This is a genomic window from Actinoplanes sp. NPDC051494, assembly GCF_044454705.1.
Classification (GTDB): Bacteria; Actinomycetota; Actinomycetes; order Mycobacteriales; family Micromonosporaceae; genus Actinoplanes.
On sequence record NZ_JBITDZ010000009.1, the window covers coordinates 43,823 to 70,321 of the forward strand.

Consider the following 26,499-nt stretch of genomic DNA (forward strand, 5'->3'; position numbering starts at 1 on the left):
TCGGGACAATACGACCCGGCATTCGGACACAACCCGGCGGCCCTGGGTCGCGCGGATGAGCCTCGACAGGGCATAGTGGCCGACGGTGTGTACTCAGCGCGGGATCAATGGGCTTTGAGAAGACAGCCCGCGGACCGTGCGACCGGAAGGCGGTGGACGTGACAACGCACCTACGAGCCCGGGCAGTCCAGGCCGGTGCGTTCCTGGCTCTGGTGGGTGGCGCGATTTTCGCCGCCCCGATGACAGCGCTTGCGGATGCTCCACAAGTGTCTATCAGCAGCCTGTCGTCAGGAGACATCCCCTCCGGTGGATCCACGACGCTGAAGTTCAAGGTCACCAACAAGAACAGCCCCACCGACACGGAGGCCGCCGACCCGTCGGTGACCGTCGTCGTCAATAGTGACGGTCTGTCGTGCAGTGGTGACTGTAACTTCAACGACACAGTCCTGCCAGGTCAGACTTCGCGGGAATACACCGCGACCCTGACCGCGGGAACGGTCGACGCAGGCGATACCAAGAACGCCCAGATCCAGATCGAAGCGACCATCGGCGGCGATAAGGGCAACGCCAGCCGGGGCATCAGCGTCCGCGGCCCGGACAAGCCCCGCTCGGTCCGCCAGGTCAGCGGCAAGGTCAAGGATCAGGAAGGCAAGTCGGTCTCCGGCGCCGCCGTGGCCCTGCGCGACAGCCAGGGCAACATCTTCAACACGACGTCGGGCAGCAACGGCTCGTACTCCATCCGCTCCACCGACAGCCAGCCGATCGCGGTCGGCACACTCGCGGTGGGCGCGATCAAGGACGGTTACGAGAAGGTCACCGCGTCGGCCAACGGCGGGGCTGACAAGTCGATCAACGTGCCGCTGGTGCTGAAGCTGATCGCCACGTCCTCCTCCCCGACCCCCTCGGCCTCACCGTCGGTCAGCGCGTCGCCGACCGAGGAGGCTTCCGAGGAAGCCACCGAGGAAGAGACCGAAGAGGCCACCGAGGAAGCGCTGCCGCAGCCCAGCAACGCGGCATCCAACTCGGACAGCGGCTCCGGCTCGATGCTCTTCATCATCCTCGGCGTCCTGCTCGTCGCCGCCGGCATCGGCGCCATCGTGCTGGTCATGATGCGCCGCAAGAGCGCCGGCAACGACGACGACCCGGACGACCCGAACGGCAACGGACCGTCCCCCACCCCCACCCCGGCGGGTGCCGGCCGGTACGCCGGCATGGACGAGACCCGGCTCTCGGCTCCGGTCGGTGGCGGGCGCTCCGACGCGACGATGATCGCTCCGCGCTCCGGTGCACCGTCCATGGCCGACGCCCCGACGATGATCCAGCGCGGTCCGGTCGCGGCCCCGCCGGCCGACGACGAGTTCCCGGACCCGTACGGCGCACCCCTGCCGCAGAACGGCGCTTACAACGCGCCCGGCGGATGGGGCACGGCCGACGCGGACGCCGCGGGCGGTTACGGCGGTGCCCCGGCACCGGCCCAGAGCAACGGATACGACGGGTACGCCGACCAGGGCGCCGAGGGTTACGACGGATACGCCGACCAGCACGACGGCTACCCGGCGGCCGCCGCCCAGCCGGCCCGTTACGACGAGCCCACCGGCATGTACGTGCCGGAGCCCGGAGCCTTCGACGAGCCCACCGGCTATGCCGGAGCCGACCAGGCCGGCTACGGCGCGGCCCAGCCGGGCTACGACGACGGTTACGGCCGGCCGGACGCCTACCAGGGCGGTGGCGGCTACGACGGTGCTCAGGGCGACCAGGGCGCTTACGGCGGCGGCTCCTACGGCCAGGGCGGCGGCGCTTACGGCGGAGCCCCGCAGCAGGGCACGTACGGCGGCAACGCACCGCAGAGCGGCGCGGCCTACGGCGGTGGCGCACCCCAGGGTGGTGGCGCGGCCTACGGCGGTGGCGCACCCCAGGGTGGCGGCTACGGCGGCGGTTACGGCGACCAGGACGGCTACGCCGACCAGGGTGGCTACGACCAGCGCGGCGGGGCAGCCTACGGCGGCGGCGAGCAGAGCGGCGCTTACGGCGCGGCTCCGCAGCAGGGCACCTACGGTGGCGGCGGCGCGGCCTACGGCGGTGGCGCACCCCAGGGTGGCGGCGGCCCGGCTTACGGCGGTGGCGCACCTCAGGGTGGCGGCTACGGCGGCGGTTACGGCGACCAGGACGGCTACGCCGACCAGGGTGGCTACGACCAGCGCGGCGGCGCGGCCTACGGCGGCGAGCAGGGCGGCCGGCGTGGAGCTCCGCGCCAGCAGCCCCCGGACGGCCGCCGCGGCGCCGACTGGGAAGAGTAGACAGCTCGAAGAAAATGGCCGGTTCCCCCTCGGGGAGCCGGCCATTTCTCATTCGAACCCGAAGAGACCAGGTCCTGATCGTGAGGTCCTGCCCCGGCCCGGCGCTGAGGCTGACGACGGTGAGGCCTCGGCGGTGGAGGGCATCCCGGGATGCTGCCGCCGAAGAACGGAGGCGTCACGGCGGTTTCGCCGTGACGCCTCCGGAACCGCTCGGTGTATCTGTCAGCTCTCGGCCGGGATCTCGGCGACCTCGGCCGCCGGGCCCGTCCCCGACGTCGCCGGTGTTGCCGCGGCCGGTTCGGCGCCGAGCTCGGCCGGGCTGCCGAACAGGTTGCGCATGGTCGAGCTGAACGCCTCGCGCAGCTCGTCCAGGCCGATCGAGAACTGGTCCTGGATCTCCAGCACCGGCTCCGGCGAGGTCACGCCGATCGAGGTGCAGGACACGCCGTGCTCGGCGGCCAGGGCCACGAACGCCTTGTCGTGACCGCGCGGGACGACGACCACGGCCCGGCCCGTCGACTCGCTGAAGAGCCAGACGAACGGGGTCGTCGCGGTGTCCTGCTCCGGGAGCGTGATGCGGGCACCGACGTTGCGGCGCAGGCAGGACTCCACCAGGACCTGGGAGAGACCGCCGTCGGACAGGTCGTGGGCCGCGACGACGTGCTCGCGTTCCGCGGCCTGTGCCATGAGCTTGCCGAGCCGTACCTCGTGGTCGAGGTCCACCTTGGGCGGACGGCCACCGAGGTGCTCGTGGGTGACCCACGCCCACTCCGAGCCGGACAGCTCGCAGTCGGTGTCGCCGAGCAGGAAGAGCAGGTCGCCCTCGTCGCTCGGCGGCGGCGGGAAGCCCATCGGCACCCGGCCGGCGACGTCCTGGAGGATGCCCAGCACGCCGATCACCGGGGTGGGGTGGATCGCCGCGGCGCCGGTCTGGTTGTAGAAGCTGACGTTGCCGCCGGTGACCGGGATGTTCAGCTGCTGGCAGCCGTCGGCGATGCCGCGCACGGCCTCGGCGAACTGCCACATGACGGCCGGGTCCTCGGGGGAACCGAAGTTGAGGCAGTCGCTGACCGCGATCGGCTCGGCTCCGGTGATCGCGACGTTCCGGTAGGACTCGGCGAGGGCCAGCCTGGCGCCCTCGTACGGGTCGAGCCGGGCCATGCGGCCGTTGCCGTCGACGGAGAGCGCGACGCCGAGGCCGGTCTCCTCGTCGATCCGCAGCACGCCGGCGTCCTCGGGCTGGGCGAGCACGGTGTTGCCGAGGACGTAGCGGTCGTACTGCTCGGTGACCCACGACTTGTCGCACAGGTTCGGCGACGCGATCATCCGCAGCACGGTCTCGCGCAGCTCCTCCGGCTTGGTCGGCCGGGGCAGCGTCTCGGCCCGGTCGGCCTGCAGCAGGATCAGGTCGGCGGGCTCGCGGATCGGCCGGGCGTAGACCGGGCCGTCGTCGGCGAGCGAGCCGGGCGGCACGTCGACGACGACGTGGTCGTTCCAGCTGATCACGAGCCGGCCGGGTTCGCCCTCGGTCCCGCTCGGGGTGACCTCGCCGATGGCGGTGGCCCAGACGCCCCACTTCTCGGCGACGGTGAGCACCTGGTCGAGCTTCTCGGGCGTGACGATCAGGAGCATGCGCTCCTGCGACTCGCTGGCGAGGATCTCGGTGGGCGACATCGAGGCCTCGCGCAGCGGCACCCGCTCCAGCCAGACCCGCATGCCGGTGCCGGCCGCCGCCGCGGTCTCGGTGAGCGCGCAGGTCAGGCCGGCGCCGCCGAGGTCCTGGATACCGGCCACGAGGCCGGCGTCGTACAGCTCGAGGCAGCTCTCGATCAGCAGCTTCTCCATGAAGGGGTCGCCGACCTGCACCGACGGGCGGCGCTGCTCGGCGCCTTCGTCGAACGTGGCCGAGGCCAGCACGGAGACACCGCCGATGCCGTCGCGGCCGGTGCGCGCACCGAGCAGCACGACGATGTTGCCGATGCCGGCGGCTTCCTTGTGCTGCAGCCGCTCGACCGGCAGCACGCCGATGCTCAGCGCGTTGACCAGCGGGTTGCCCTGGTAGCACGGGTCGAAGACGATCTCGCCGCCGATGTTGGGCAGGCCGAGACAGTTGCCGTACCCGCCGATGCCGGCCACCACGCCGGGCAGCACCCGCTTGGTGTCGGGGTGGTCCGCGGCACCGAAGCGCAGCGGGTCCATGACCGCGATCGGCCGGGCGCCCATGGCGAGGATGTCGCGCACGATGCCGCCGACGCCGGTCGCCGCGCCCTGGTAGGGCTCGACGTAGCTGGGGTGGTTGTGCGACTCGACCTTGAACGTGACCGCGATGTCGTCGGAGATCTGCACCACGCCGGCGTTCTCACCGATGCCGGCGAGCATGCGGGTGTTCTTCGGGGCCTTCTCGCCGAACTGGCGCAGGTGCACCTTGCTCGACTTGTAGGAGCAGTGCTCGCTCCACATGATCGAGTACATCGCGAGCTCGGAGGCCGTCGGGCGGCGCCCGAGGATCTGCCGGATGCGGTCGTACTCGTCGTCCTTGAGGCCCAGCTCGGCGTGCGGCTGCAGGTCGTCCGGCGTCTCGGTCGCGCGGTCGACGGTGTCGATCGCGCCGAACTCGCTGACCAGCACGTCGGTGGCGGCGAACGCCGAGGCGGACAGCTTGGCCGGCTGGTCGGTGGCGCCGGTGCCGCCGGTCGCGGTGTCGGACTGGGTGGTCATCGGGTCGCTCCCCCTGTGAGCTGACCGCCCGCGGTCCCGGCCAGGTGCCGCAGGGCGGAGGTGAAGAAGCCGAGGCCGTCGAGCGACGGGCCGGTCAGCGCCTCCACCGCGTGTTCCGGGTGCGGCATGATGCCGACCACGTTGCCGGCCGCGTTGGTGATGGCGGCGATGTCCCGCTGCGAGCCGTTCGGGTTGCCCCGGGTGTACCGGGCGACGACCCGGCCCTCGGCCTCGAGCTCGTCGAGCGTGCGCGGGTCGGCGACGAAGCAGCCCTCACCGTTCTTCACCGGGATGAGGATCTCCTCGCCCTCGGTGAAGGTGTTGGTCCAGGCGGTGCCGGTCGTGCCGATCCGCAGGTGCTGGTCGCGGTTGCGGAAGTGCAGGTGCTGGTTGCGGGTGAGCGCCCCCGGCAGCAGGTGGGCCTCGCAGAGGATCTGGAAGCCGTTGCAGATGCCGAGGACGGGCAGACCGCCACGGGCGGCGTCGATGATGGTCTCCATCACCGGCGCGAACCGGGCGATCGCGCCGCAGCGCAGGGCGTCTCCGTACGAGAAGCCGCCGGGCAGCACCACGGCGTCGACGCCGTGGATGTCGGCGTCTCCGTGCCAGAGACGAACAGCCTCGCCGCCGGCGATGCGCACCGCACGAGCGGCATCACCGTCGTCGAGGGATCCGGGGAAGGTGACGACACCGATCCGCATGGTCACGCGCTCACTTGGGACGAGTCACCGGCCGGCTCGTCGACCCGGATCGAGAAGTCCTCGATGACCGGGTTGGCGAGCAGCTTGTCGGCGATCTCACGAGCGGTGTCCAGGTCGGGTTCACCGTCGAACTCGATCTCGATCCGGCGTCCGATGCGTACGGAGGAGATGTCACTCACGCCGAGCCGGGGCAGCGCATTTGCCACCGCCTGGCCCTGCGGATCGAGGATCTCCGGCTTGAGCATGACGTCGACGACGACGCGAGCCACGGGCACTCCTGACTGAAGGTTCGCAGTTGGGTGGCCCTCGAAGGGGCGAGCGGGCAAAGCCTACCTTGTGCGACGACCGATCGGCCTATCGGCCGGTGTCGGCAGGCTGACGCAAAGCGCGTTGAGCAGGGCATCTCGACCGTGATCTCGGCCACCGGCCCCCGCGCGGCACGCCGGGGTGATCACACTCGGCCACCTCTCGTCATCACACGGTGATAGGTATCAATTGGGTGGTTGTCGACCGCCACACCCGGCCCTAGGGTTACTTCGAAAGAGATCGATGTATCCCCCCGCATCGACCGACCCCGGAAGGAGCCCGGCGTGCGCATCCGCATCGTCGTCGCCTCACTCGCCGCCGCCCTCACCGGCGCGATGGCGGTCCCGTCCGCAGCCCTGGCGGCGGACGCCGGCCCCGACAAGATCATCGGTGGCAGCACCGTCACCTCGGCGCCCTGGGCCGCGGCGGTCTTCAGCAACGGCAGCTTCACCTGCTCCGGCACGATCATCTCGGCCAACTACGTGCTCACCGCCCGGCACTGCATCAGCGGCACCATGTCGGTCCGGGTGGGCAGCGTCAGCCGCTCGTCGGGCGGCGTCACACGCACGGTGAGCTCCACCAGCACCCAGAACGACCTCGCCCTGATGCGCCTGAGCAGCGCGGTCTCCACGACCTACATGCCGCTGTCGAGCGCCTACCCGCCGGTCGGCTCGACGAACTCCATCTACGGCTGGGGCATGACCTGTTACAGCGGCTGCGACGCGTCCCCCACGCTCAAGACCGCCACGGTCCAGGTCACGTCGACCAACCAGACCGACGCGTACGGCGGCCGCGCGATCGGCAGCTACGAGATCAGCGGCAACGCCTGGCGGGGTGACTCCGGCGGCCCGCAGACCTACAACGGCGCCCAGGTCGGTGTCGCCTCGACGGCCAACGGCACGACCAGCCAGTACTACGGCAGCGTCGCCTACAACCGCAGCTGGATCACCAGCGTCGCGGGCGTCTGACGTATCGAACGGATGCGGCCCGGCCCGTGAGGGGGCCGGGCCGCATCTTCGTGTTTCTCAGAGGATCGGCGCCGGGGAGTACTTGGCGGCGTCGGGGTGGGCGGCGACGATCTCGGCGACCCGGGCGGCGACGGCCTGGACCTGGGCCGGGGCCGCGCCGACGAACGCGGCGCGGTCGGCCACGAGGGTGTCGATCTCGGCGCGGGACAAGCCCAGGCGGGTGTCGGCGGCGAGCCGGTCGAAGAGGTCGTTCTCGGCGATGCCCTTCTCGCGCATCGCCAGGGCGACACCGACCGCGTGCTCCTTGATGGCCTCGTGGGCGACCTCCCGGCCGACGCCCTTGCGGACGGCCGCGACCAGGATCTTCGTGGTGGCGAGGAACGGCAGGAAGCGGTCGAGCTCACGGGAGATGACCGCCGGGTACGCGCCGAACTCGTCGAGCACCGTGAGGAACGTCTGGAAGAGGCCGTCGGTGGCGAAGAACGCATCGGGCAGGGCCACCCGGCGGACCACCGAACAGGAGACGTCGCCCTCGTTCCACTGGTCACCGGCCAGCTCGCCGACCATCGAGAGGTAGCCACGGACGATCACCGCGAGGCCGTTGACCCGCTCCGAGGACCGGGTGTTCATCTTGTGCGGCATCGCGGACGAACCGACCTGGCCCGGCTTGAAGCCCTCGGTGGCCAGCTCCTGGCCGACCATCAGGCGGATCGTGGTGGCCAGCGACGAGGGTGCCGCGGTGACCTGGGCCAGCGCGGAGACCACGTCGAAGTCCAGTGAGCGCGGGTAGACCTGCCCGACGCTGGTCAGGACGCGCTCGAAGCCGAGGTGGTCGGCGACCTTGCGCTCGAGCTCGGCGAGCTTGCCGGCGTCGCCGTCGAGCAGGTCGAGCTGGTCGGCCGCGGTGCCGACCGGGCCCTTGATGCCGCGTAGCGGGTAGCGGCGGATCAGGTCGTCGATCCGGTCGTACGCGATGAGCAGCTCCTCGGCCGCGCTTGCGAACCGTTTGCCCAGCGTGGTGGCCTGCGCGGCGACGTTGTGCGAGCGGCCGGTCAGCACGAGGTCGCTGTATTCGACGGCCCGCTCGGTCAGCCGGGCCAGGGTGGTCACGATGCGGCCGCGGATCAGCTCGAGCGACGCCCGGATCTGCAGCTGCTCGACGTTCTCGGTGAGGTCGCGCGAGGTCATGCCCTTGTGGATGTGCTCATGCCCGGCGAGGGCGCTGAACTCCTCGATCCGCGCCTTCACGTCGTGGCGGGTGACCCGCTCGCGCTGCGCGATGCTCGCCAGGTCGACGTCGTCGACGACCCGCTCGTAGGCCTCGACCACGCCGTCGGGCAGGGCGATGCCGAGGTCGCGCTGGGCGCGCAGGACCGCGAGCCACAGCCGGCGCTCCATCCGGATCTTCTCCTCGGGCGACCAGAGGTCGACGAGGTCGGCGGAGGCGTATCGGCTGGCAAGGACGTTCGGGATGCTCACGCCGTCGATTCTTTCACGGGCTCGTGGCGCAGGGTCCGCACGTCCCGGCTGCTCAGCATCGCCAGCACGGCCAGAGCGATGAGCACGGCAGCACCGATCAGCGTGGGCCGCAGACCCACCGCCGCCGCGATCGGCCCGCTCAGGACCAGGCCGATCGGGATCGCGAGGAAGGACCCCACCATGTCGTACGAATACACGCGCGCGAGTTTGTCGGCCGGCACATGCTCCTGCATCGTGGTCTCCCACGCGACGCCGAACTGCTCGATCGTGAGGCCGGCCAGGAACATCGCCGCGATCAGCAGCCCCAGGTGCGGGGCGACGCCGAGGGCGAGCACCGGGAGGACCTCGAAAGCGGTGCACAGCACGCCGAGGAACAACAGTCTGCGTACCTTCACCCGCATGGCGACGATCGCGCCGAGCACCATGCCGGCGGTCTGCGCCGCGAGCACGAAACCCCAGGCCCGGCGCCCGACCGTGTCGTCCGCGACCACCGGGCCGAGCACGTTGACCCCACCGCCGAGGCAGGCGTTGATGACGGAGAAGCCCGCGACCACGACCCAGAGCCAGGTCCGGGAGCTGAAGGCGGACCAGCCCTCCCGCAGGTCGCCGATGATGCCGGACCGTTCCGTGGAGGGCACCGCGGGCACCCGGAGCAGGGCGAAGAAGGCGCCGGCGAGCAGGAACGCCGCCGCGTCGATGGCGATGCCCCAGCCCGGGCCGATGGCCGCCACGATGATGCCGCCGATCGGTGCGCCGACGATGTAGGCCCCGTTGAACGTCAGGCGGTTCAGCGCGTTGGCCTGCTGACGGACGTCGGCCGGGACGAGTTGCGGCAGGATCGCCGACGATGCGGGCAGGGCCAGCGCCGCCACCGCCCCGTTGACCGCGGACAGGGCGATCAACAGCGGCACTGTGGCCGTACCCGTCAGCACGAAGGCCGCCACCGCGGCCTGGGTGACCGCTGCCGCGATGCTCGAGCCCACCATCAGCAGATTTTTCGGTACGCGGTCAGCGAATGCCCCGCCGAACAGCAGGAAGACGACGTTGGCCAGCATCCGGGCCCCGACGACCAGGCCGAGGTCGCTCGGGGAGCCGGTGAGATCGAGCACCGCGAACGCGAGAGCGACCGGGGCGACGGCATTGCCCAGGGCGTTGACCGTACGGCCGGCGAGCATGAAGCGGAACCGGACGTGTCGCAGCGGTGCGAGGGCGCTCACGAGTCACCCATCCGGAACAGCGCGAGCGTGGTGCTGGTGCGGACGGTCCCTGGGGTGCGCGCGGCCTGCGCCGCCGCGTGCAGTTCCTTGCTCGCCTGGGCGACGAGGTCACGCACCCGCAGGTAGACCTCGGGGTCGACCCACAGCTCGCCGTCGGTCATGTGGGAGACGTTCGACCAGTCGGCCTCCGCGGTGCGCCGGACGAGCTCGTTGGCGGCGGCCACGAACAGGGCTCGCTTGGTGTCGGGGTTGAGGGGGCTGTAGTTCCCCGGGTCACGAGTGGTGTCGTAGCGGTAGCGCTTGGCGATGCCACCCCGGATCCGCTCCTCGCCGTCCTGCACGATCAGCCCGCCGGAGAGCAGGTTGCGCAGGTGGTAGCTGGCGTTGGCGTGGGTCAGGCCGAGCTCACGGGCGATCTCGGCAGCGGTCATCGAGGCGCCGGTGAGCAGCGACATCATCCGCAGCCGCACGGGGTGGGCCATCGCGCGCAGCGACGCCTGACGACCCGGCTCATCTCCCAAAGACATGTTGGGGAGTGTAGAGCGAGACGGGGCTCACTGTCCAACAGTCATTGGGGGGTTGAGACACTGCGTTCCGACGCGCTTCTCGCTAGGGTTACTCGTGAGTAGGTCTGGCGCTCATCCCGAAAGGTCCACCGATGACTGATTTCAGCCCCGAGTCCCTTGCCACGATCGGCCCCAAGGAATTCGCCGCACTCGTGAAGTCCACCCCGGACTCGAAGATCTCCGAAGTCATGTCCTCCGACACCCGCGGCAAGATCCTGGACGAGGTCTTCGGCCGGATGCCCACGCTGTTCCGCGCGGACCGGGCCGGCAGCACGCAGGCGGTCATCCACTGGAACATCACGGGTGGCCCGGGCGGCACCACCGACACCTACGAGACGGTGATCGAGAACGGTGCCTGCACGGTGACCAACCAGCCGGTCCGCGAGCCCAAGCTGGCCATGACGATGGACCCGCTGGTCTTCCTGAAGGTCGTCTCGGGCGACGGCAACCCGATGATGATGTTCATGACCGGCAAGATCAAGGCCAAGGGTGACCTCGGACTCGCCGCCCAGGTCGCCAAGCTGTTCGACATCCCCAAGGGCTGAGGTGTCGCCGGCCCCGGCACCCCGGGGCCGGCATCCCTCAGAGTTTGATGCGGCCCTCGATCGCGGCCAGCGCGATGTCGGTGCGGTGGTGGGAACCCTCGAGCGTCACGCCGTCGAGCAGGTCGTAGGCCGCGGTGCGGGCCGCCGCCAGATCCGGGCCGGTGGCGGTCACGCTCAGGACCCGGCCACCGGCGGAGACAAGGGCACCGTCGGCCCGGCGGGCGGTGCCGGCGTGAATCACGCCCGGGACCTCGCCACCCTCGATGACGTCACCCGTGCGGGGCGTCCCCGGATAGTTGTGGCTCGCCACCACGACGGTGACCGCCGAGCCGTCGTGCCAGCGCAGCGGCGGGAGATCGGCCAGGGTGCCGGTCGCCGACGCGTTCAGCAGCGCACCGAGCGGCGAAGCCAGCAGCGCCAGGACGACCTGGGTCTCCGGGTCGCCGAACCGGGCGTTGAACTCGATGACCCGCGGGCCGTCACCGGTCAGGGCCAGCCCGACGTAGAGCAGGCCGGAGAACGGGGTGCCCCGTTTGCGCATCTCGGCGAGCGTCGGCTCGACCGTCTCGGCCATGACCCGCTCGACCAGGTCGGCCGGGGCCCACTCCAGCGGCGCGTAGGCACCCATGCCGCCCGTGTTCGGACCCTCGTCGCCGTCGAGCGCCCGCTTGAAGTCCTGAGCCGGCATCAGCGGCACCGCGGCGGTGCCGTCGGTGACCACGAAGAGCGAGACCTCGGGGCCATCGAGAAACTCCTCGATCACCACCCGGCCGCAGTCGGCGGCGTGCTGGGCCGCCACCGGCAGCGAGTCGGTGACCACGACTCCCTTGCCGGCCGCGAGCCCGTCGTTCTTCACCACATAGGGCGGGGCGAACGCGGTGAGGGCGGCCGAGACCTCCTCGGCGGTGGTGCACGTGAACGACCGCGCGGTCGGCACGCCGGCGGCGGCCATGACGTCCTTGGCGAACGTCTTGGAGCCCTCGAGCTCGGCCGCCGCGGCGCTGGGACCGAAGACCGCGATGCCGGCGGCCCGGACGGCGTCGGCGACGCCCGCGACCAGCGGCGCCTCCGGCCCGATCACGACCAGGTCGGCGGCGACCTCGACGGCCAGCGCGGCAACCGCGGCTGGATCCGTGGCCTTGACGTCACGCAGCGTCGCGACAGCGGCGATGCCAGGGTTGCCGGGAGCGGCGACGAGCTGCTCCACCGAGGGGTCAGCGGCGAGGCCGACCGCGAGGGCATGCTCACGGCCACCGGATCCGATCAGAAGTACGCGCACTCCGCAGATCCTACGGGCCGCCGGTGATCGCCCTCGCGGTTGTCCACATGGTCCACAGTGCACGCGGCGCAACAGGAACATGACACCCTGTGGATAACTCCGCCTGCCTGTGGATAACCAGTCCGACCTGTGGACAACCCCCGGGCGGTGAGCTGCGGTGTCGCGTAAACTTCGGCAGTACCCGGGCCTCTCCGCGTACGACGTGTTTCAACGGAAGGCGTCAGAAGTGCCGGTGATCGTGTTGGTCGGCGCCCAGTGGGGCGACGAGGGCAAGGGCAAGGCGACGGACCTGCTGGGCGACCGGCTGGACTACGTGGTGAAGTTCAACGGTGGCAACAACGCCGGTCACACCGTGGTGATCAAGAATGAGAAGTACGCCCTGCACCTGCTCCCCAGCGGCATCCTCACTCCCGGCGTCACGCCGGTCATCGGCAACGGGGTCGTCGTCGACCTCGCCGTCCTGTTCCAGGAGATCGACGGGCTCGAGGCCCGCGGCATCGACACCTCCAAACTGCGGGTCAGCGCGAACGCGCACGTCATCGCGTCGTACAACCGCTCCCTCGACAAGGTCAGCGAGCGGTTCCTCGGCGCCCGCCGGATCGGCACCACCGGCCGGGGCATCGGCCCGACCTACGCCGACAAGATGAACCGCCTCGGCGTGCGCATCCAGGACCTCTTCGACGAGTCGATCCTGCGGCAGAAGGTCGAGGCGGCCCTCTCCTTCAAGAACCAGGTGCTGTCGAAGATCTACAACCGGAACGCGATCAAGGCGGAGGAGGTCATCGCCGAGCTCCTCTCGTACACCGAGCGGCTGCGCCCGATGGTCGCCGACACCGCCCTGGAGCTGTCCCAGGCCCTCGACCAGGGCAAGGTCGTACTCTGCGAGGCCGGCCAGGCCACCCTGCTCGACGTCGACCACGGCACCTACCCGTTCGTGACCAGCTCCAGCGCGACCTCCGGCGGCGCCTGCACCGGCTCCGGCATCCCGCCCACCCGGGTCGACCGGGTCGTCGCGGTCCTCAAGGCGTTCACCAGCCGGGTCGGCGAGGGCCCGTTCCCGACCGAGCTGCACGACAAGGTCGGCGACTACCTGCGTGAGGTCGGTCACGAATACGGCACCACCACCGGCCGCCCGCGCCGCATCGGCTGGCTCGACCTGGTCATGGGCCGCTACGCCCAGCGCATCAACGGCGTCACCGACTTCGTGCTGACCAAGCTGGACAACTACGACGGCCTGGACGAGATCCCGGTCTGCGTCGCCTACGAGGTCAACGGCGTGCGCCACGACGAGATGCCGGTCAGCCAGACCGACTTCCACCACGCGGTCCCGGTCTACGAGACCCTGCCCGGCTGGAAGCAGGACATCACCGGCTGCCGCACCTTCGCCGACCTGCCCGAGAACGCCCAGCGCTTCGTCGAGTACGTCGAGGCCCGCATCGGCGCCCGCATCTCGGTCGTCGGCGTCGGCCCCGGCCGCGAAGAGGTCATCGAGCGCCACTCGGTGCTGAGCGAGGCCTGACATGTACGACGTGATCCTGCTCAGCCTCGCCGAGAGCGGCTCCGGCGCGGGCGGCGGCTGCGGCGGGAACTGCGGCGCCTGCGGAGTCCCCGAAGGCGCCGCCACGTCATCCACGCCGGCCACCTCGTCCTCCGCCGGCGCGGGCCTCCCCTCTCCTCCCACCTCCTCCGGCGGGTGCGGGCATGAGCATGGCGAGGGGGAGGCGTGCGGGTCGTGTGTCGCTCCGCGGGTGCCGGTGCTGAAATGTGCTGAGGCTCTCACCGAGGCCGGCGCGCGGGTCGAGACGGTCGTCGCCGGGTCGGACGCCGAGATCGACGCGGTCATCGCGCGGTTCGACGCGGTCGCCCGTACCGATGGACTGGCCTGGCCCGACGCGGACAGCAAGATCCGTCTGGTGGTCGCGACCGCGACCGACGGGCAGCTGCGGGCGGTGGTGCGCCGGCTGGTCCGGCGGTATGCCCCGCCGCCCAGCAAACGGCCCGCCGACCTGGCCGAGGACCGGACCGTCCCCGACCTGCCGCCGATCGCGATCCTGCCGCTCGACCCGGGCAACACGAACGATCTCGCCGCTCAGCTGGGCCTGCCCCGCGACCCGGCGCAGGTCGCCGCGGCCGTACTCAACGGCACGGTCCGCCGCCTTGACCTGCTCCGCAACGACGGCGGATCGGTCACAGTGGACGGCGCACTGGTCGGCGGGGTGGACGACGCGGGCCGCGCGGTGCCGTGGCGGGCCCGGGTCGAGGTCGACGACGCGGTGCTCTCCGACGGCACCGACCACGTCCTCGCGTGTGCGATCGGCAACGGCGGGGCATACGCGGAGTTCGATGGAATTCCGCTGCTGGCCGACGGCGACCCCACCGACGGACAGGTCGAGGTCGCGGTGGCGGTCCCGGTCGTGGTCAAACAGCGTTTCAAGAAGCCCCGGGTACGCATCGAGGTCCGTCGCGCCCGCGGCCGGGCGGTGTCGGTGCTCCCCCGCGACGGCGAGATCCAGTTCCTGGACGACGGTGTGGCGGGAAGCACAACCCGCAAACGCTCCTGGTGGACCGAGCCTGGAGCCTGGGCGGTGTACGCCACATGACCGTTTGTGCGACGCTGAAGAAGTAGCACGCAGGTACGAAGCTGTTTTACGGGGAGGTCGCATCCGTGGAGGACGAGAACGCCGACCGCGTCTACGTCCCGGGTACGAACGGTTCGCCGCCCGCCCGGGACGTCGAACCGTTCTGGCCGCCGGAGGAAATGAACGCCCCCGCGCCCGCCACCCGGCCGGCGCACGAACCCCCACCGGGTGACACGGGCGTCTACCGGCCGACGGACCGCACGGTGCAGCCACCGCCCGCTCATCAGCCACCCGTCCCGGGCCCGCTCTACGGCTCCACGCCGGTCGGCCCACCATACGGAACAAATCCGGCAACCGGGTCCGCCCAGGTCCAGGGAAACCCGTCGCCCTACGCCACCGGGCCCGCTGTGCACGGTGGGGCCCCCGTGCACGGTGGTTCGCCCGTCGGTGGCGGTGCTCCCGTGCACGGCATGCCGGTCAGTGGCGGCGCACCGGTGCACGGGGCCGGTCAGGGTTTCTCGGCATCGGCTCCGGTCTCGGGCAACCCGGATCCCAGCCTCTTCCAGGGACCGAGCGGATCCGACGCGGACCCGGATTCCAGTACGGCGCACAGCATCGGGGATTCACCCTGGTCGCAGCCGCCGCAGCGGACCACCACGCCCGCTTCCGGCGAACGGCCGGTGCCGGTTCCTCCGCACGGAGCCGGCTCGACGCAACCCCGGACCGGGCCGAGCGAACTCGTTCAGGAAAGCGGCGGGCCGACCTACCACGCGACCGCCACCCCGCGGGACACCAGCCGCGGCGGAGCGGCCGAGCCGAACAGCACCGGGGCCGTGTACCGACCGGGAGCGATCGCGCCCGACGGCAAGCGAACCGGGCCGGACGCGGGCGCTCAGTCGGGAACCGCACAGGTCCCCGGACCGCAGGCCGCTGGACCGCAGGCCGCTGGACCGCACGCCGCTGGACCGCACGCCGCTGGACCGCACGCCGCTGGACCGCACGCCCCCGGGCCCCAGGCCTCGGGCGGCCCCCAGGGCCCGAACGCACAGGCCCCGAACGCACAGGGCCCGAACGCACAGGGCCCGAATTCGCAGGCCCCCAACCCTCAGGGCCCGGACTCGCGGACTTCATCCTCGCAGGCATCGGGACCGCAGAACCCAGGACCGCAAGCCGCGAGCCCGCAAGCTCCCGGTCCACTCGCTCCCGGTCCGCACGCTCCCGGCCCACACGCTCCCGGCCCGCACGCTCCCGGTCCGAACACGCCCGGCCCGAACACGCCCGGACCCACCCCGCCCGGACCCACCCAGAACGGCCCGAACGCGCCTGGACCGAACGTGCCCGGACCGATGAACGGGCCGAATGGGCCGGTCGGGCCGCCGCAGACGACCCCCGGGCCGCTGCAGATGCCGCCTGGGCCGCACCAGACTGCCCCCGGTCCGCAGCAGGTGCCGCCTGGGCCGCAGCAGGCCGCCCCCGGGCCGTACCCGCCGCATCAGGCGCCTCCGCAGGTGCCTGGGCCTTATCAGAACCCGCAGTGGTCGGCCAATGCTCAGCAGCAGCCGCCGCCCGGGCCTTATCCGCCTACCGTTGATCGCCGGGCCACCGGGAACCCGCCGCAGATGCCGCCTGAGGCGAATCTGCCGGTGGCTGACCCGTACCAGCAGCTGCCCTGGGTTTCGGATGGGACGCCGACCGCCGAGGAGTTCGCTCGGCGCCGGTTGGCGAAGCCTGCCGAACCGACCGCGACCATGGGGCCCCGGGCGCTGCTGCAGAAGGGCACGATGGGCCTGGTGCGGCTCGCGCCGGGGAAGCGGGAGCAGGAGTACAAGCAGGACGTCGAGATGGTGCGGCGGAACTTCGGTGGGCTGCGGCAGGTGACCGTGGTCAACCCGAAGGGTGGGGCCGGCAAGACCGTCGCGGTGCTGCTGCTCGCCATGACGTTCGGGCAGAAGCGCGGTGGGTACGTGCTGGCCTGGGACAACAACGAGACCCAGGGCACCCTGGGCATGCGGGCCCAGCAGGACTTCCATGCTCGTACGGTTCGGGACATGATGCGTGATCTGCATCTGTTCCGGGGTTCGCACGGGCGGGTGGGCGATCTGTCACAGTATGTCCGGGCGCAGGGTGAGGGCATGTTCGACGTGCTCGCGTCGGACGAGTCCGCGACCGCCGGTGAGATGCTCACGGCCAGCGCGTTCGCCGAGATCCGGGAGATCGTCAGCCGGTTCTACAAGTTGATCTTCGTGGACACCGGCAACAACGTCCGGGCCCAGAACTGGCAGGCGGCGATGGATGCCACCGACCAGCTCGTGATCACGATGTCGGCTCGTAACGACTCGGCCGAGACCGCCGCGCGGATGCTCGACCACCTGGAGCAGAGCGGCCGGCAGCGGCTGGTCCGGCAGGCCGTGAGCGTCGTGACGATGCCGACGACGCGCAAGGACATCGACCTGCCGGCCATCGAGCGCCATTTCGCGGCGCGGACGCGGACGGTGGTGCTCGCGCCGTACGAGAAGCTGATCGACTCGGGTGAGCCGTTGCGCTACGGCCAACTGTCGGCCGGCACCCGCGATGCCTGGCTCAAGATCGCGGCTGCGGTGGCGGAAGGGCTTTAGAAAGCGACAAAAGGCCAGGCCGGACGAACCGGCCTGGCCTTTTCGCGGGTAGGGCGTCCGTCAGGAGAGGGCATCCGCGGCGGCGGGGTCGCTGTCGCGGAGGAACTGGGCGCAGCGGGCTGCCTCGTCGGCCTCGCCGATCTCGGCGGCGGCCAGGGAGAGGCTGTGCAGCGCGCGCAGGAAGCCCTGGTTGGGCTCGTGCGACCACGGGACCGGGCCGAAACCCTTCCAGCCGTTGCGGCGCAGTGCGTCCAGGCCTCGGTGATAGCCGGTACGAGCGTAGGCGTAAGCGGTCACCGGCTGCTTCTCCGCCAGGGCGTTCTCGGCGAGTGCCGCCCAGCCACCGCTGAACGACGGGAAGCGCGCGGCCACCTCCTTGTACGCCTCGTCGGTGCCGGTCTGGGCCGCGCGGGCCAGCGCACCGTCGGCGGCCTCGTCGGCGGGCAGGCGGGTGGCCGGGGGCTCGGGAAGGAGATTCTGCATGTTCCCATTCAACCCGTCCCGGGCCGCTACATTCCTGTCGGCCCGCTGATGTCCCATGCCGAGGCGAGTGCTTGCAGCCGGTCGGCGTACTCGATCCGGGCGCTCCAGGCTTCCGGCCAGGCTGCCATGCCCAGTGCCGCGCCCGCGAACGCTCCGGCGAGACAGGCGATGGAGTCGGAGTCGCCGGAGGATGCCGCTCCCCGGCCGACCACGGCGACCGGGTCCCCGGGCGAGATGAGGTAGCAGTAGAGCGCGGTGGCCAGCGCCTCCTCGGCGATCCAGCCGGCGCCGGTGGCCAGGCACGGGTCGCCCGCGAAGTCGCCGTGCGCCAGAGCTGCCTGCACCCGGGCCAGGGCCGCGTCGGTCTCGTCCCAGCCGCGGGCGATGAAGTCTTCCGGGCCGCCGGCCGGCGACTGTTCCCACAGGTTGCCGAGCCATTCGGACCGATAGGTGGTGCGCTGGCTCGCACATCGTTCCCGCAGCCGGGCCGGCAGATCCTGAGGATCAAGACCATCGGCGAGCCACCGTACGACCAGAGCGGTGAGTTCACTGGCAGCGAGGCCGGTCGGGTGTCCATGGGTCAGCCCGGCTTGCAACTGTGCCCCGCCGGCCACCTGGTCCTCGGTCAGCCCGGGGGCCAGGCCCAGCGGGGTGGCCCGCATGTTGGCACCGCACCCCTTGGAGTTGATCTGCGACGCGAGCTGCCACGGCTTGTTCTCGGCGAGTTCGCCGCAGGCGCGCAGGCAGGTCATGCCCGGTGCCCGGTTGTTCTCCGGGCTGACGGCCCAGGCGAGGAATCCCTGGCGCAGGTTCGCCGCGAAGTCATCCGGGGTGAACGGGCCGGCGACCATGGCCTCGCCGACCGCCAGGGCCATCTGGGTGTCGTCGGTGACCAGCGCCGGATCGCCCTCGAGCTCGCGCGGGCCGCCCGGGCCGTATGTGGCCACGATGGTCGGATAGTCCTGGAACTCCGTCGGCTTGCCCAGCGAGTCACCGTAGGCCAGCCCGAACAACGATCCTGCCGCGTTTCGCACGCTAGCTACCCTACGGTGGTGTACAGCGATCCTCAGCAACCTTTCGACGCCACCGAGTTCGAGGTCGAGTCCCGGGCCGAGTTCGAGGTCCACCTGGCCAAGCGGTCCCTCGCCGGCCTGACCGTGCTGGGACTGCGGCTCGACCAGGATCCGCCCGACTTCACCGGCGTCGACCTCACCGGCACGTTCTTCGTCGGGTGCGAGCTCGCGTCCGACGAGGTCGAGCTCGATCTGATCCGGCGCGGGGCGCACCTGATCCCGCCGTTCGACGAGCGTCCCTTCCCGACCCATCCGGCGCATCTCTACACCCCGGAGGACCTGTCGGCCGGGTTCACAGAGAGCGGCTTCGCGGGCATGTTCGACACCCGCGTCTACCAGCACTACCTGGAGCACGGCGGGGCCGCCCCGGACCTGCGGGAGGCGATCGCGCAGCGGCTGCACGACGCCGGCATCGACAACGCGCTCGGCAAAGCGCTCACCGCCTGGTTCGGGGTGCACGGGCCGCGCGGTGCGGTCGGGATCATGGGCGGGCACGCGGAGCCACGGGGCTCAGGGGCGTACCGGATGGCTGCGGACCTGGCGCACCGCCTGGCCGCGGCCGGACGTCTGATCGTGACCGGCGGCGGTCCGGGGGTGATGGAAGCGGCCAACCTCGGCGCGTATTTCGCGACCCGGACCACGGCGGAGCTGACCCGGGCCGTCGACCTGCTGGCACCGGCACCGGCCTTCATGGACCATGATCCGTTCACCGCCGCGGCGCTGGCGGTGCGCGCGGAATTCCCACCGCCGGCGTTCGCCGAGCGCGATGTGGTCGCGCAGCTCATGCACGGTGGCCTGGCGCTGCCGACCTGGCTGTACGGGCATGAGCCGGCCAACCTGTTCGCTGGTCAGATCGGTAAATACTTCTCCAACGCCGTCCGTGAGGACTCGATCCTGCGACTGGCCCGGGGTGGCATCGTGTTCGCCCCCGGCTGGGCCGGGACGGTGCAGGAGGTGTTCCAGGCCGCGACCAAGACGTTCTACGCGACGGACGGCCCGTCGGGAGCGTTCGTGTTCCTGGGCGTGGAGCACTGGGCCGCCCTGCCGGTGGAGGCGCTGCTCCGGCCGCTGCTGGCCCGGTCCCCGCACGGCGACCAGTCGCACCTGATCGTGGTGACGGACTCCGTGGACGAGGCGATGGCGGCGCTGGACGCGACGTAGCGTTCAGGCGATGCGGACGCGGCGCCAGCTGTTGATCGGGAGGTCGCGTTCGGGGATGTCGGTGAGGCCGTTCTCGTCCATCGCGTTGTAGACGGCGAGGCGGGCCCGGTCGAAGAGGAACTCCACGGCGTGCAGGATCCGCGGGCGCCACTCGGCGTTCGTGGTGCGCTCGATGATGTTCACCTCGCGCAGCACCTTGCCCCGCACGTTGCGCAACGCCGGGTGCGGGTCGGCGCGCCAGTCGAGCTGGATGCCGGTGCCGTACCAGTCGACCGGAGCGGTCATGTCGACCTTGTCCCAGGAGATGGCGCACTCGTCGAACTTGCGGTGCGTTATCTCGACGTTGGTCTCACCGAACCCGAGGACCACCGGTCCGTCGGCGAACCAGCCGCGCTCGGCCATGTCCCACATGAGCCACCCGGAGATCATCCGCCGGCCGATGAGCCGGGAGAAACGTTCTCTGTGGACAGCGGCGAGGGCTTCGGCGTCGTGATGCCACTCGGGTTCATAACCCTCGATGCCGAGCACGTTCACCGCCTCCGGGGACAGAAGACGATGATCTTACCCACTGCGGAGGGTGACATCGCAATATGACAGCGACCGGCCCCTATGGATGGGGACCGGTCGCAGTCACGTCATTACCGCAGAGTCACTTCGAGAGGCTGGTGCCCGTCGAGCGCAGGTGCTCGCACGCCTCGACGACGCGCTGGGCCAGACCGTTCTCGGCCAGCTTGCCCCAGGCCCGGGGGTCGTACGCCTTCTTGTTGCCGACCTCGCCGTCGATCTTGAGAACGCCGTCGTAGTTCTTCATCACATGGTCGACGACCGGACGGGTGAACGCGTACTGGGTGTCGGTGTCGATGTTCATCTTGACCACGCCGTAGTCCAGGGCGCCGTGGATCTCCGACAGCAGCGAGCCCGAGCCGCCGTGGAAGACGAGGTCGAACGGCTTCTCCTTGCCGTACTTCGCGCCGACCGCCTCCTGGATCTCCTTGAGGATCTCCGGGCGCAGCTGGACGTTGCCGGGCTTGTAGACGCCGTGCACGTTGCCGAAGGTCAGGGCCGTCATGTAGCGGCCCTTCTCGCCGAGCCCGAGCGCGGCGGCGGTGGCCAGGCCGTCCTCGACCGTCGAGTAGAGCTTGTCGTCGATGTCGGCGGAGACGCCGTCCTCCTCGCCACCGACCACGCCGACCTCGATCTCGAGGATGATGTGCGCCGCCGCGGCCGCCGCCAGCAGTTCCTCGGCGATCTGCAGGTTCTCGTCGACCGGCACGGCCGAGCCGTCCCACATGTGCGACTGGAACAGCGGCGCCAGACCCTTGGCGACCCGCTCCTTGCTCAGGGCGAGCAACGGGCGCACGTACCCGTCGAGTTTGTTCTTGGGGCAGTGGTCGGTGTGCAGTGCGATGTTGATCGGGTAGTTCTTGGCGACCTCGGTGGCGAACTCGGCCAGCGCGACCGCACCGGTGATCATGTTCTTCACCGTCGGGCCCGAGGCGTATTCCGCGCCGCCCGTCGAGATCTGGATGATGCCGTCGCTGCCCGCCTCGGTGAAGCCCTGCAGGGCCGCGTTGACTGTCTGCGAGGAAGTGACGTTGATCGCGGGATACGCGAACGCGCCTGACTTGGCGCGATCGAGCATCTCGGCGTAGACCTCAGGGGAAGCGATGGGCATCGGGAGCGCTCCTTGATCTTCGGGACGGGACCGGGCTGTCCTCCGGAGAGAAAGTATCCCGCAACCTTGGAACGTCTCGGTAATCACCCCGTTACCTAAGTGGTCCCGACGGCCGATCCACAGCATTCGTACAGCTGCCTCATCGGCAAGGACCGGTACCCTTCCTCCCGTGGAGTTACATGCGCTGACCGAGCAGCTCGCTTTCAACCCGATGGACCCCAAGGATCTGCTGCAGACCTTCGGGCTGATCGGCGTCTGGGCGATCCTCTTCGCCGAGACCGGCCTGCTGGTCGGCTTCTTCTTCCCCGGCGACTCCCTGCTGTTCCTGGCAGGCGTGGCCGCGTCACCGGTCGCCAACGCGATCTTCGGTGACGGCACCAAGATCTCCCTGGTCGGCCTGCTGATCGGTGCGCCGCTCTGCGCCATCATCGGCGCACAGCTCGGCCACCTGCTCGGCGCGAAGTACGGCAAGCGCATGTTCGAAAAACAGGACAGCAAGCTGTTCAAGCGCGAGTACGTCGAAAAAGCCGAGTACTACTTCGAGAAGTTCGGCCCGGCCAAGGCGGTCGTGCTGGCCCGCTTCATCCCGATCGTCCGGACGTTCCTCAACCCGGTCGCCGGCACTCTCGGCATGCCGGCCCGCCAGTTCTTCATCTGGAACGTGGTCGGCGCGATCCTCTGGTGCGACGGCATCCTGCTGATCGGCTACCTCCTCGCCCAGCAGATCTACGACGCCATCGGCGACAAGATCGACCACTACATCCTGCCGGTCGTCTTCGTGATCGTGCTGATCTCGCTGCTCCCGATCCTGATCGAGATGCTCCGCGAGCGTAAGGCCAAGGCCCGGGCGGCCGCCGAGGGCAAGCCGGCCGAGGCCACCCCGGCCGCCGCCATCGGCATCGTCGCGGCCGCCACGGTCGCCGGCATGGCCGAGGAGATCACCGACCACGACGAGGAAGGCCCGCGGCACCACCGCCCGCGGCACTCCGCCTGAGCGTCCGAGGCTCTGTCAGACCGGGAGCGGCTCGCTCCCGGTCAGGACGTCCAGGCGGCCCAGCGCCAGCGCGCGATAGGTGAGTTCCGCGGCCTCCTCGAGATGACGCGCCCGCAGATGGGCCAGCTCCACGCTGTCGGCCAGCAGCACGCAGCCCTGCCGGCTCAGCACCAGGCAATTGGTGCCGTCCGCGGCCATCGCCGCGGTCAGGGCGGCCAGCTCACCGCTTCCCGGCTCACGGAACGGCACCGTGGAGACCCGGCCCAGATACTTCACCTGGTCGGCGGTCACCAGCCGGATACGTTCGCCCAGGGCGTCCAGCAGCAGCGCGGTGCGGGGCTGCAGACGGACGATGGCGTTGACGTCGGGCCGGGCCCGATACAGCGTGAGATGCAGCTGCAGCTCCTGCTTCACGCTGGGGGCCGGTCGCTTCGCTTCGGCGATCGGTGTGCCGTCATCGATGCGAATCGCGGCGAACGTCGAACGACTCAGCCGGTCCAGCCAGCTTCCGTCCGCCGTCACCCAGCACAGGGGATCGGCTTCATCCGTCATCCTCGCTGACAGGCTTCCGCCCGAACCGCAGACCAATCCGTTCTGTACGGCGTCGTAGCCCACATGCGCGAGCTGATCGCGCAGATCACCGGGCACGTAATTCACCCCGTCGACTCCTTGGGTCCCTGGGGGTGGTCCGGTCGGAGAGATACTCAGCCTGGCGTCACCGGACGTGCCGTGTGTGACGCCAGGCCATTGCGCTGAGACATGTGGCGGGGCCCCGTCCAGCCCCACCCCGATCCGTACCGCAGCCCATCCTCCGGGCTGCCGTCCCGTCCCGCGGCTTCGCCACCACCCGATCGTGGACCCGGTCGCACCGGGCCTGCTCCGCGCGGCCCGCCAGCCGCGTGAGCTCTGCCCCCGCACACACCGGCCCCGCATCCGAGACCCGGTCGGTGCCGCGCGGACCGTCTGCCACGCGATTCCGGCCGAGCCCGCTCGGAGCGTGAGCGGGCTTCTTACCGTCTTTCTTTCCGAAAAGGCCCGCGCGGGCTCTTACGAAACCCGCGCGGAACTCAACGAGCCTTTTTGGTGGCTCGCTTGCGCGGCGGGGTGAGCAGATCCGCAATCGTCGCGATCGCGCTCGGCACCAGCCGGTAGTACGCCCACACACCACGCTTCTCGCGCTCGAGCAATCCAGCCTCCGTAAGAATCCGAAGGTGGTGGCTCACGGTCGGCTGCGACAGACCCAGCGGAGCGGTGAGGTCGCAGACGCACGCCTCGCCGTCCGAAGCGGACTGAATGAGGCTCAGCAGCCGGAGTCGAGCCGGGTCCGCGAGTGCTTTGAGCACCCCGGCCAGCCGCTCCGCATCGGCACGTTCAATAGGCTCGCCGGCAAGCGGCGAGATCTGAGGCATTGTCATTTCCGCCAACGCAGTTCCCACGATCTCCATCCTTCCACCAACTGCATCGATTCTCCTGCATGTGCGCAGGAACGAACCGGCTGACTTTCAGGCCGTAAGGCCGAACTCGATCGAACGGTAGGCCGATCGGCAACGCTGTCCGGCACCCCGCACGTCAGCGTCCTCATCCCGAACGACCATTCCGGCTACACCGACTTCGGTCTCTGCCTCCTGCAACGCCTCAGCCGCCGTCTGGTCGCTGCCCATCGCCGTCGAGCTGCTCGATCCACGCCCCTGGAGTGAGCCGCCCCACATTTCGATATCACGATCAGTACGGTGACCGGCTGGGTTCCTGCCCTGCACCGTCACACGGCGCGGGTAGGTGTCACAGTCAGCTTCACGACCCGATGAAAGCACGACACAACGCTGCGCGACGGTCAATTCAGTGATGAATTTACGCAGGTCGTGGTGGGCTTCCATGACATCGAGAGTACTGGCTGCCTGAAAACTGGAACGTTCTGCCCTGCCAGGGCGGAAAGGAACTATTGACGCACACCTAAACCTGAAAACTTCTGGAAATAAAGTTAACTGAAGCACCCGGACGACCCCGTCCAAACCTGACATAGACGCAGGTCAAAGGCCGTGAACCGGGCTCGGGTCCCGAACGCCGGGACAACGACGGTCATCGAACGGGTACACACCGATACGGCCACCGCCGAGGGACATGTGCCCGTCCTCTGGGAAACGCCGCCCACTCAGCGAAATTCGACAGACCCTCGGAGGTCAACGCTACCCGTTCGGGTGACCCATGACCGTCGATGTCACCACCCTCGTCAGCTGGACGGACGCGTTCCCGAGCCATCCTCGGAACCATCAGCACGCGCCCGCGACTCCGGAGAGTTACCGTCTGAGTCCGCCGCCGCCCCGGAACCCGGGCTGTCCGAAGTCCCCACAGAAGCAGAACCGGCCGGAACGTCCCCACCAACAACCACCACCGGCGAGGCAGAAGCGGCGTCCGTGGCTACCTGCGCGGAGGCGGCATCCTGAGCCGGCGCGGCACCCGCGGTGGGCGCGGCACCCGCGGTGGGCGCGGCACCCGCGGTGGGCACGGCCGGGTCCTGGGCGCGGGCGGCACCCGGGGTCGCTGATGCGGCTTCCGGGGTCGTCGGTGCGGCTTCCGGGGTCGTCGGTGCGGGTGCGGCGGCCTGGGTCCCTGGCGTGGACCCATTCTCCTGTGCCCTCGGCACGGGCGCGGCATCCGGGACCGACTGCGCAGGCGCGGCGGCCGGGGTCGTCGGCGTGGGGGCGGCGTTCGAGTTCGTCGGAGCGTCGTGGGCTGCTGGCGACTCGGCCGGGGGTGAGTGGGGCTCGGGTGCGGTCGGCGCGGTGGGCTGGGGTGCCGCCCACGGACTCGGCTCACCGGGGGCCTCGGTCGCGGGGCTCGGGCCCGCGGGTGACGGCGACGGGTAGGGCGCACCGTAGGTCGGCTGTTGCCCCTGAACGCCATAGCCCTGCTGACCGAACCCAGGCTGCTCGTATCCCGACTGGCCGATTCCGGGCTGGCCGATTCCGGGCTGCTCGTATCTGGGCTGCTCGTAGCCGGGCTGCCCATATCCCGGCGGCGGTCCCCACACGCCTGCGGCGTCGTAACCCGGTTGGCCCGCGAAACCCGCCTGGCCCGCGTAGCCCTGCTGGCCCGCGTAGCCCTGTGGACCCGGCTGGCCCGCGGCAAGCTGGCCGGGGATCGCGTAGCCCGCGGCGTACCCCTGCGGTCCGGTGGGGATCGGCGCCGCGAAGGGGTCCGGCTGGGTGGGCTTGGGTGCCCGGCCGAAGAAGGGGCGTGGTGCGGTCAGCAGCAGGATGCCCACCAGCGCGTAGCCGACCATCTGGGCGATCGACAGGCTGACATTGACCGGAATCCATGAGCCCGGGTAGGAATCCGCGAGCGTCGCCCCCAGGGTGCCCTGGGAGGATTCGCCGGAGCGCTGGATCGCGACCGTCAGGGTGGACGCGCAGCCGGCCAGGAGGCCGAGGCCGCTGATCACGAGGGTGGCTATGCGTACGCCGTTGCTGCCTCTGAGCAAGCCTATGGCCAGCACGATGTAGAGCGCGAAGAGCAGGACCGCGAGGACCGCGCCCATGGTCGCGCCGAGCCAGATCACCGCTACGTAGCCCTCGGCGTCGGGGCTGCCGCCGGCCACGTCGGAGAAGCGGTCCACCGTGCCCGGGGCGATGACGAGCGTGACCACCGCGTACGCGAGGCCGGCCACCGCCATCACGACCAGCACCAGGGCGGCGAGACCGACCGTGGCGGGGCGGGGTTGTGCCGGGGCCTCGGCTACTGGGGCCGGGGGCTGGGCTGCCGGCTGGGCTGCGTACGTCATGGAGGTCTCCCGGTGATCCGTTGCGGACGAACCTACCCGGACATGCGACGCGCCGCCGGGCTTAC

General features: G+C 70.4%; 22 protein-coding genes and 1 pseudogene. 8 read left to right on the forward strand and 15 right to left on the reverse strand.

The window, feature by feature from the left end:
* Positions 1-266 precede the first annotated feature (266 nt).
* Positions 267-2,297 carry a hypothetical protein gene (locus ACIA6A_RS27770; RefSeq protein WP_396100818.1) on the forward strand — a complete coding sequence of 677 codons (2,031 nt, stop codon included), beginning with the start codon at positions 267-269 and terminating at the stop codon, positions 2,295-2,297.
* Between the two features lie 222 nt (positions 2,298-2,519).
* Here the strand turns inward: ACIA6A_RS27770 and purL are convergent, their stop codons facing one another.
* The 3 genes from purL to purS are packed head-to-tail and all read right to left on the reverse strand — an operon-like array spanning position 2,520 to position 5,985.
* On the reverse strand, positions 2,520-5,015 hold the full coding sequence (gene purL / locus ACIA6A_RS27775) for a phosphoribosylformylglycinamidine synthase subunit PurL (RefSeq protein WP_396100819.1): 2,496 nt from the start codon (positions 5,013-5,015) through the stop codon (positions 2,520-2,522).
* A complete protein-coding gene (purQ, locus tag ACIA6A_RS27780; RefSeq protein ID WP_396100820.1) occupies positions 5,012-5,722 on the reverse strand; it encodes a phosphoribosylformylglycinamidine synthase subunit PurQ in 711 nt (236 codons plus the stop codon). Before purQ ends, purL begins: the two co-directional genes overlap by 4 nt.
* The gene (gene purS, locus ACIA6A_RS27785) at positions 5,719-5,985 is read right to left on the reverse strand and encodes a phosphoribosylformylglycinamidine synthase subunit PurS (protein WP_396100821.1); all 267 of its coding nucleotides are present in this window, start codon (positions 5,983-5,985) and stop codon (positions 5,719-5,721) included. The genes purQ and purS overlap by 4 nt, the downstream gene beginning before the upstream one ends.
* A 321-nt stretch (positions 5,986-6,306) precedes the next feature.
* On the opposite strand from purS, the gene ACIA6A_RS27790 reads away from it, so the two are divergent.
* Positions 6,307-6,990: a S1 family peptidase gene (locus ACIA6A_RS27790; protein ID WP_396100822.1), complete on the forward strand. Its 684-nt coding sequence runs from the start codon at positions 6,307-6,309 to the stop codon at positions 6,988-6,990.
* A gap of 57 nt (positions 6,991-7,047) precedes the next feature.
* Here the strand turns inward: ACIA6A_RS27790 and purB are convergent, their stop codons facing one another.
* The 3 genes from purB to ACIA6A_RS27805 are packed head-to-tail and all read right to left on the reverse strand — an operon-like array spanning position 7,048 to position 10,213.
* The gene (purB, locus tag ACIA6A_RS27795) at positions 7,048-8,469 is read right to left on the reverse strand and encodes an adenylosuccinate lyase (RefSeq protein WP_396100823.1); all 1,422 of its coding nucleotides are present in this window, start codon (positions 8,467-8,469) and stop codon (positions 7,048-7,050) included.
* Complete coding sequence (locus tag ACIA6A_RS27800) at positions 8,466-9,686, reverse strand: MFS transporter (protein ID WP_396100824.1); 1,221 nt, start codon at positions 9,684-9,686, stop codon at positions 8,466-8,468. The genes purB and ACIA6A_RS27800 overlap by 4 nt, the downstream gene beginning before the upstream one ends.
* Positions 9,683-10,213 (reverse strand): ArsR/SmtB family transcription factor, encoded by a 531-nt coding sequence (locus ACIA6A_RS27805; RefSeq protein ID WP_396100825.1) that lies wholly within the window; start codon positions 10,211-10,213, stop codon positions 9,683-9,685. The genes ACIA6A_RS27800 and ACIA6A_RS27805 overlap by 4 nt, the downstream gene beginning before the upstream one ends.
* A gap of 131 nt (positions 10,214-10,344) precedes the next feature.
* Here ACIA6A_RS27805 and ACIA6A_RS27810 point away from each other — a divergent pair, with 131 nt between their 5' ends.
* Positions 10,345-10,797 carry an SCP2 sterol-binding domain-containing protein gene (locus ACIA6A_RS27810; RefSeq protein WP_396100826.1) on the forward strand — a complete coding sequence of 151 codons (453 nt, stop codon included), beginning with the start codon at positions 10,345-10,347 and terminating at the stop codon, positions 10,795-10,797.
* 37 nt (positions 10,798-10,834) lie between these two features.
* Here ACIA6A_RS27810 and purD read toward each other — a convergent pair whose 3' ends face one another.
* Positions 10,835-12,076, reverse strand: a complete 1,242-nt coding sequence (gene purD, locus ACIA6A_RS27815) for a phosphoribosylamine--glycine ligase (protein WP_396100827.1) — start codon at positions 12,074-12,076, stop codon at positions 10,835-10,837.
* Positions 12,077-12,302: 226 nt separating this feature from the next.
* On the opposite strand from purD, the gene ACIA6A_RS27820 reads away from it, so the two are divergent.
* The 3 genes and pseudogenes from ACIA6A_RS27820 to ACIA6A_RS27830 all read left to right on the forward strand — a co-directional run.
* Positions 12,303-13,595, forward strand: a complete 1,293-nt coding sequence (locus tag ACIA6A_RS27820) for an adenylosuccinate synthase (protein WP_396100828.1) — start codon at positions 12,303-12,305, stop codon at positions 13,593-13,595.
* Between the two features lies 1 nt (position 13,596).
* Positions 13,597-14,676 (forward strand): diacylglycerol kinase family protein, encoded by a 1,080-nt coding sequence (locus tag ACIA6A_RS27825; protein WP_396100829.1) that lies wholly within the window; start codon positions 13,597-13,599, stop codon positions 14,674-14,676.
* 1,079 nt (positions 14,677-15,755) lie between these two features.
* Positions 15,756-17,270, forward strand: a pseudogene (locus ACIA6A_RS27830) (chromosome partitioning protein); the annotation flags it as partial.
* 60 nt (positions 17,271-17,330) lie between these two features.
* On the opposite strand, the gene ACIA6A_RS27835 reads toward ACIA6A_RS27830, so the two are convergent.
* Positions 17,331-17,753, reverse strand: a complete 423-nt coding sequence (locus ACIA6A_RS27835) for a DUF3151 domain-containing protein (protein WP_396100830.1) — start codon at positions 17,751-17,753, stop codon at positions 17,331-17,333.
* Positions 17,754-17,779: 26 nt separating this feature from the next.
* Positions 17,780-18,787, reverse strand: a complete 1,008-nt coding sequence (locus ACIA6A_RS27840) for an ADP-ribosylglycohydrolase family protein (RefSeq protein WP_396100831.1) — start codon at positions 18,785-18,787, stop codon at positions 17,780-17,782.
* Positions 18,788-18,805: 18 nt separating this feature from the next.
* Between ACIA6A_RS27840 and ACIA6A_RS27845 the strand changes: the two genes are divergently transcribed.
* Complete coding sequence (locus ACIA6A_RS27845) at positions 18,806-19,987, forward strand: LOG family protein (protein ID WP_396100832.1); 1,182 nt, start codon at positions 18,806-18,808, stop codon at positions 19,985-19,987.
* Between the two features lie 3 nt (positions 19,988-19,990).
* On the opposite strand, the gene ACIA6A_RS27850 is transcribed toward ACIA6A_RS27845, so the two are convergent.
* Positions 19,991-20,515: a hypothetical protein gene (locus tag ACIA6A_RS27850; RefSeq protein ID WP_396100833.1), complete on the reverse strand. Its 525-nt coding sequence runs from the start codon at positions 20,513-20,515 to the stop codon at positions 19,991-19,993.
* A gap of 121 nt (positions 20,516-20,636) precedes the next feature.
* Entirely contained in the window at positions 20,637-21,662 is a 1,026-nt protein-coding gene (gene fbaA / locus ACIA6A_RS27855; protein WP_396100834.1) for a class II fructose-bisphosphate aldolase, read from the reverse strand.
* A 169-nt stretch (positions 21,663-21,831) separates the two neighbouring features.
* Here fbaA and ACIA6A_RS27860 point away from each other — a divergent pair, with 169 nt between their 5' ends.
* On the forward strand, positions 21,832-22,656 hold the full coding sequence (locus ACIA6A_RS27860; protein WP_396100835.1) for a DedA family protein: 825 nt from the start codon (positions 21,832-21,834) through the stop codon (positions 22,654-22,656).
* 15 nt (positions 22,657-22,671) lie between these two features.
* Here the strand turns inward: ACIA6A_RS27860 and ACIA6A_RS27865 are convergent, their stop codons facing one another.
* From ACIA6A_RS27865 to ACIA6A_RS27880, 4 genes are all read right to left on the reverse strand, one after another.
* Complete coding sequence (locus ACIA6A_RS27865) at positions 22,672-23,271, reverse strand: class II aldolase/adducin family protein (RefSeq protein ID WP_396100836.1); 600 nt, start codon at positions 23,269-23,271, stop codon at positions 22,672-22,674.
* A 452-nt stretch (positions 23,272-23,723) separates the two neighbouring features.
* Positions 23,724-24,101 carry a helix-turn-helix transcriptional regulator gene (locus tag ACIA6A_RS27870; RefSeq protein WP_071807679.1) on the reverse strand — a complete coding sequence of 126 codons (378 nt, stop codon included), beginning with the start codon at positions 24,099-24,101 and terminating at the stop codon, positions 23,724-23,726.
* Positions 24,102-24,158: 57 nt separating this feature from the next.
* Complete coding sequence (locus ACIA6A_RS27875) at positions 24,159-24,530, reverse strand: hypothetical protein (protein ID WP_396100837.1); 372 nt, start codon at positions 24,528-24,530, stop codon at positions 24,159-24,161.
* A 353-nt stretch (positions 24,531-24,883) separates the two neighbouring features.
* Positions 24,884-26,434: a hypothetical protein gene (locus tag ACIA6A_RS27880; protein WP_396100839.1), complete on the reverse strand. Its 1,551-nt coding sequence runs from the start codon at positions 26,432-26,434 to the stop codon at positions 24,884-24,886.
* Positions 26,435-26,499: the final 65 nt, after the last annotated feature.